Source organism: Parafilimonas sp. (assembly GCF_047606085.1).
Taxonomy (GTDB): domain Bacteria; phylum Bacteroidota; class Bacteroidia; order Chitinophagales; family Chitinophagaceae; genus Parafilimonas.
Genome location: NZ_JASGEX010000016.1, coordinates 21464 through 28294 on the forward strand (window position 1 = coordinate 21464; position 6831 = coordinate 28294).

General features: G+C 47.3%; 2 protein-coding genes and 1 pseudogene. All 3 read right to left on the reverse strand.

The window, feature by feature from the left end:
• The 3 genes and pseudogenes from QM629_RS01625 to QM629_RS01635 all read right to left on the reverse strand — a co-directional run bounded on the left by QM629_RS01625 (position 1) and on the right by QM629_RS01635 (position 6325).
• Positions 1-1211 (reverse strand): annotated as a pseudogene (locus QM629_RS01625) (ISAs1 family transposase).
• Between the two features lie 68 nt (positions 1212-1279).
• Positions 1280-2986 carry a RagB/SusD family nutrient uptake outer membrane protein gene (locus tag QM629_RS01630; RefSeq protein WP_415156518.1) on the reverse strand — a complete coding sequence of 569 codons (1707 nt, stop codon included), beginning with the start codon at positions 2984-2986 and terminating at the stop codon, positions 1280-1282.
• A gap of 24 nt (positions 2987-3010) precedes the next feature.
• Entirely contained in the window at positions 3011-6325 is a 3315-nt protein-coding gene (locus tag QM629_RS01635) for a SusC/RagA family TonB-linked outer membrane protein (RefSeq protein WP_415156520.1), read from the reverse strand.
• Positions 6326-6831: the final 506 nt, after the last annotated feature.

Below are 6831 nucleotides of genomic sequence, written 5' to 3' on the forward strand. Positions count from 1 at the left end.
CTATGTTATCATAAATAAGAGGGAGCCAATGTCATTGGCAAGGAGCCTCGTAGCCTGCGCCATGTTGGTATAGTCGTGTGTCCTGAAAAGATTGATTCCGATGTTTTTTATCGTTGAAATGTTTTGCGGGGCATTGCCCGTTACAATTTTTGATTCATCTTCTTTCCATGTTATATCTTTTACATAATGCAGGGAGTTTTCTATTGCCCAATGGCTTCTTATGCCTTCTGCGTATAAAAAAGCGTTGGCTGACTGACTGCTGATAAAATACGCCATTTCTTCTCTTGTTTTACCTTTGTGTTTTACGATTCGGTGTACGCCTGTTATTTGTTGTAATCCGCTCCATTGGCTACTTATGCCATCCAGCATATCGCTTACCATAATGTGCCTTAACTCTGTTCTGCCTTTGTTGATCTCAAGGGTGGTATATGTGCTGCTGTGTTTGTTTTTATCTGCCATAACCTGTTCTATGGCTGCATATAAAGCCGGTTGATTTTTCTTTACGCCTATCAGATAATCATTGCCGCTGTTTATGATAGCTTCTGTCGTTTTTTTTGACAATGAAGCGCATCTAAAGTAAACACTACGCCTTTTAAATCCAATGCTTCTATAAGTTGCTGTACGACCGGTATCCCGCTCTGTTTGGAATTGACTAATACGGCATTGCCTATAACCAATTTCTTTTTTGAACAATATAAACTGACCAGGCTTATAAAACTTTGATCAATACTATGGCTGCCTGTAACTGTTCCGCCAATGGCCTTGCCGTCAATGCTTATCCATTCTTTATTTTCGATAGACACATATTGTCTCGCCCAATTGTAAAATTGTTTGCTCAGTTCCTGAAAATCTATGGCTATCAGTACTGCACGCACTACATCAAAGCTTGGCAGCTTACCCTTCTTCGGCTGTAAGGCTGCTATCAACTCACTTTTGTTACGCCGCATAAAATCACCTATTGCCCGATAGCCTATATAGCCACTCATGATGCTCATTAACGTTATTAGCAAAATATGCTGCAACTCATGACGCTGACCCTGTAAGCGTCTCGGATCGGGAACCCTACTTAGATATTTCAATAAATTACCGGATCCTTTACGCATACTTCTTTTTACCAAAATTAACCCAATTTTAGAACACAACAGCCCTGCGAAATCCGGTGAAGAGTTGCTGTATCCGGTGTATGTATAAAAGAGCGGGTTTGCAGGCATTCCATAAAAAAAGCTACCTGTTTCCAGATAGCTTTTTTGGGTTTTTTTTCAGGATCTGATGATGCTATTTAAAAATTAGGATTCTTCGTAGCCACGCTTCCGGTTGCCGGGTTCAGGTCTGACTCATCGGCCGGAACGTCCCAGTAATCTAAGTAATTGTAGTTAATGATCCCGTCGGTATAAGCGGTGCCGTCTGTGGTAACAAGGGTAGCGCCGTACCTGCCGCCCCCGTTGGTACGGCTATAGCTCCAGCCCCATCTTCTGATATCAAAGAAAGACAGCCCCCGGAACACCAGCGCTACCTGCCTTTCCTTCACCACCTCCAGCAAGGCTTCTGACGCGGTAAGCCCTGTGCCTGAAACGGCAGTGAGGCCGGCGCCTTGGTAATTACGCACAGCATCTACATACGCTAACCCGGCATCCGTATTTCCCAGCCAGATATTGGCCTCGGCAAGCATCAGCGCATTTTCTTCATAGCTGCCGGCTATATATAACTCGTAGTCGCCCGTTGTTCTCGAGCCAAACGTAAACACGCCTGAAACGCCGTTTCCACCATCTACAATGCTATATCTCGTATTGAAGCTATACCCGGCTAGGGAACTGGTAGTAGCGTTCACATTGTTGGCATACCGCTGGTCATTGGTTGTATCAATATTCTGCGCCCATCGCTCACTTACCTTAAAGCCGCTTTGCGTATTTTGCAGCACACTATAGGCCGCGGTAGAGCCGCCCGTGGAGGAAAACCAGTCGTTGGTGCCTGTAGTCCTTCCGGTAAAGACGTAGTCCCCATCCTCAATCCCGTCGGTGGCATAAGCCAGCACCTTGTTCCAGTCGCTGCTGGTCATGGCCGTAACGGTAGAGGTTTGTATCGGCGAGATGGAGCCAACGGTGCCGATCTCGTTGTTAACAAATGGCGCCAGCTTGTTCAGCAGGATATTGCGCGCCAGCATGGTATTGATGTTCCGCACCCACATTGCCGGTGTAGGCGCATAACCGAGGCCTGTTTGCGATGCTGCAGGAATCAGCGCCTCCAGCACGTAATCATAGTCATCGCTTTCTGTCATGGACGAAAGAATGGAGGAGGCCAGGCCAAAATAATAGTTGGAACGGCCAATAACGGAATCCTGCAATACATAATTCCCGCTGTAAACAGTGGTGTAATAACCGGTGGAAGCGTCGGTAGTGTCAGCGATCAGCCCGGAATAGTACATGGTGCCGATAGCCGCATAGGCATATCCTTTCCACCAGTAACACCAGGCCTTGAGCGTATTCACTGCATCATCAGACAAAGAAGAAATATTATCCATTTGCGTGAGAACCACATTCATGGCGTTGTTCAGGGCATACATGTTCAGCCATTCATAATACAATACATTGTTTCCCTGGGCGGTAGCGGAACGGGTATTGTAAGTGCGGATCAGGCTGATCTGCGGGGAAGCATTCGCGAGCACGTACGAGGACGAAAAAATGAGCGAATCCGGCACACCGATAAGCGTGGTCATGTTGTTGGAGCCTGTACCGCCGTATAGCTCGTCGCCAATCAGCTCATGGTATCCCCGGGGAAGGCAGAAGTAACTGTCCCCGAGCCAGTCGTCCCCGTTTTTAAAGCCATTGATGTAAACGCCACCCTGCGCCAGGCTGATAAGCGCATCGAGCGATGTTACCGATTCGGAGAGGGAAGGCTGATTGGGATTGCCGATATCCAACTGTTTTTTGCAACCTGCCGTTATCAATACCAGCGATAGTAAAGCGATAATGAATTTATATTTATACATGATTTATAAATTTTAGTTGATGCATTATAATCCAATGTTAAGGCCCACCTGATATGATTTGATGTTAGGCAGGGTGCTGTGGTCAAGCCCCCTGTCGAAAGACGAGTTAACGGAACCGGAGCTGATTTCCGGGTCATAGCCCGTATATTTCGTGGAGGTCCAGATATTGCGCCCGGAAAATACCAGTTCAAACTTGTTGAACTTGACCAGGTTTTGTTTGATCAGCTTTGCCAGGTCGAAAGCGAGGGACACGTTCCTCAGCCGCAGGAACGAAGCGCCTTCCATATAAAAATCCTTGGTGGCATTGTTCCCGGCGCCATAGGAGCTGCCCCACAGGCCGTAATAGGCGCTGGCCCAATAGGCCGTATAGGCATGGGTTTGCCCACTGATGGTAACAGGCACGGCGAAATCCCCGCTGATGCCGTCCCGGTACATCCATTCCTTGGTTTGGTTGTACAGGTGTGTGCCGTTTACCCAGTCAAACTGGAAAGAAAAGGTTATCGCCCCTTTATAACTGATCGAGTTGATAAAAGACATGTTGAATTTAGGGTTGGGGTCGCCCAAAGGAACGGTTTCGTCGCCGAACATGATTTGTTTGGTAGCCGTGTCCACTAACGTTTTTTGGTTGCGGTAGGGACTGGTGACTACTTCGTACGCACCGGCGTCATCATCATCAATGTACCGGGTTTTGTCCGTTCTGGTGTCAGTTACACTGCGCAGGGTTTTATAGCCGTAAATCTGCCCGATTTTCTGGCCGGCAACCAATACTTCTGTGGCGTCGCCCGCACCAGAGGTAATAGGTATATCAACTCCGCCGGCAATCGCGTCTATTTTTGAGATCATGTGGCCAAAATTGGTTGTTAAGTCCCAGCTCCAGTTCCTGCCATGGATGATAGGCAGGCTCAGGGAAAGCTCTATGCCGTTGGAAGACATGTCTATCGCATTCGTCAACTTACTGGTAGCACCAGTGGAGAGCGGTATGCTAACGGAATAGATAACGTTCTCGCTTTTACGTTTCCAGTAAGTGGCGCCTATATTCGCCTTGCTGAACCAGTCCCCGCTTTTATTAAGGTTCACCGTCAGGTCGGTGCCTATCTCAAGCTCCTTGGAAACCTCCACCTGAAGATCAGCATTATTGGGTGTTGTAGGAATGGCGTAGGCAAGCCCAGAATTTAAATTGGATTGGCTGAGCACAGGATACCGGTCAAAAGGCCCCGGCTGTATCCCGGCTTCGCCATAAGCCGCCCTTAGCTTGAAATAAGGTAAAACACCGGAAATTTTACCGTTTTGCCAGAAATCCAGCGCAGACGGTGCAAAGAAACCGTTAACACGGGGGAAGGTGAACGGCTTGGAACCACCGCCGAAGGCAGAGGAATAGTCGCTCCTGAAGCCCCCAGTGATACCGGCGTAATTACCGATGTTAATCACCTGGTTTACCAGGAACCCGTATGTAACGAAGGGCTCCACATAATCCCAGGCTACCGCCTGGCTGCTGGTAGAGCTTATATTGATAGGCGGCACCAGCGGAAGAAAAAGACCGTAAGTATCGTATTCCTTGTACTTGCTTTTCCTGTAGTCAAAGCCCAGCTGGGTATTCGTCTGAATAGGGATATTTAAGCCAAAATCCTTCTCAAAATCCGTTTTTACATATATATTTCCCTGGAAGTTCTGGAAGGTATTGTTATACTGCCAGTTATCAATTTCGCCGGTGTTGTCATCACCGTTAAAATAGCCGGTCCAGGTTTCCCAGTAATTTGAGTTTAAGTTTTCAGACTGGTTATAGTAGGTCCACCTTGAATTCTCCGTCCTGTAGTTGATGCCGTATTTGGCGTCTAATTCTACAAAATGGCTGATTTTATAGTTCAGGTCAAAGTTCTGCACAATGTCTTCCTTGTTGTCCACTGCATCCGAGTATTCCATTTTATAATAGGGGTTGAAGGCGTTTACGCTGAGGAAATTGGCAATCTGGTAAGCAGGCGAGTTGCCATCAGCATCTTTCCATGTCAGGTCGAAGAATGGAGAGGTATTCAGAAAGCTGTAAACGCCGCCAACGTTGCCAAGCGACTGCCCTTTGCCATAAGAATAACCGCCCGCTGAGCCCAGGCCGGGCTTCATGGTATTGCGGGTATAAACCAACTGGGTAATGCTGCGGAACGTCAGGCCTTTCAGCAAAGTAGTGCCGAGGTTGAGCGACAGGTTAGACCGGTCGAGCGCCCCGTTTTTCATAATCGAAGACAGCGTGTGGTTGTTTGATGCAGACACGGAGAAATCACCTTTTTCTGAGCCCCCTGAAATGCTGATACTGCTATTGGTTGTGTACCCCGTTTTGAACACCTGGCTGAAGTGATCATAGTATTTCAGGTTCTGCCCGTAAGCCTGGTCGGAAATATTCCGTGGATCCAAAATGGCATAACGGCTGGCGGCGCCATAACCGGCAGATGCGCCATTGCCGCCATAACGGTAGGAGATGCCTTCCGTTGAACTATAAGGATAGTCGCCATACTCATCCAGTTCTACTATGTCTCCGCTCTGGCTGATGACATTACCGTCGTCATCGGTGAGATAGGGGTGCAATTGGGCCTTATGCACTTTCCCGGTGTTAAGGAATTCATTGGTGGAATAACTGGTCGAAGCATTGACAGAGAGCCGGCCCTTGAGCCCTTTTTTAGTGAACAACTGGATAACCCCATTGGCGCCCTGCGCGCCATACAGCGTTGCGGAAGCGGCGCCCTGCACTACTTCCACCCTTTCAATGGTGCTCATGTCAATGGAATTGAGATCGGTTTTCAATTCAACGCCATCCAGGAGGATCATAGGCTTGGTGCCGTTCTGAACGGTGTTGATGCCACGCAATACAATATTTACCGGGTCTCCGGGATTACCGCTGATACTGGATATCTGCGCCCCGGGCACCTTGCCTATCAAAGCCTGGTCTATAGAGGCCGACGGCGTGGGCGGCAGCTTGTCTGATGTGATTGATTGCACCGCTATGCCAAGCTTTTGCTTGCTGGTGGCAACGCCCGTGCCCGTTACAACAACATCTGTCAAAGACTGAACGCTGGCTTTTAATACAACGGTCATTGTGTCGGCGGCCGGAAGTTCCTTACTTTCAAACTCAATGGAAGAAAAAACCAGCGGTACGGCGCTGCTGAGATTAAGACTGAAGGCGCCCTGCGTGTCTGTAATGCCTACAATCTTCGATGTCTTTTTATTGGTGATGGTTACGCCGGGAACCGGCAGCCCATCTTCTCCAACAACCTTGCCTTTAACATGGATCGCCTGGGCAAAGGCTTGCAGGCAATAAAATGTAATGCTGATAAGGAAAAAAAGTTTTCTCATTTTATTTGGTTTGTTTTAAAAAAAATTCACACGGCAGGCAAAATGGTAGTACTTTTTTTAAGGGGTGGAGCAGTTATCCTGAACAGTTTGTTTTTCAAAAATAGGGAAATCAGTTTGAAAACTAAATTTTTATTAAAATTTACAAACGGAAAAATAAATTGTTGGAAGGTGATATTATACTGAACCGTAATGTTAGCCACATTTACTTATAGTAAACACAGGATGAATTTGTGCATTGGCTGTTTGCACCTGCTTTATAGGATTGTAAGATGATCTCACATTCCTGCACGTCATGCCCGCGAAGGCGGGAATCTCATAATCATGCTGTATAAGCAAGGATGACTTTATAAAATGTATATTGGTCACGCTAAGTATGAGATGCCCCCGACGCGTTGGGGGCATGACGTGCCAGTGGTTATGTTTTATGCTTGCCTTACTTAATGTAAGGCTGGCAATAAGAATAGATTTGTACTTTGGCAAATCAATGATTGCACATTTTTATCCAG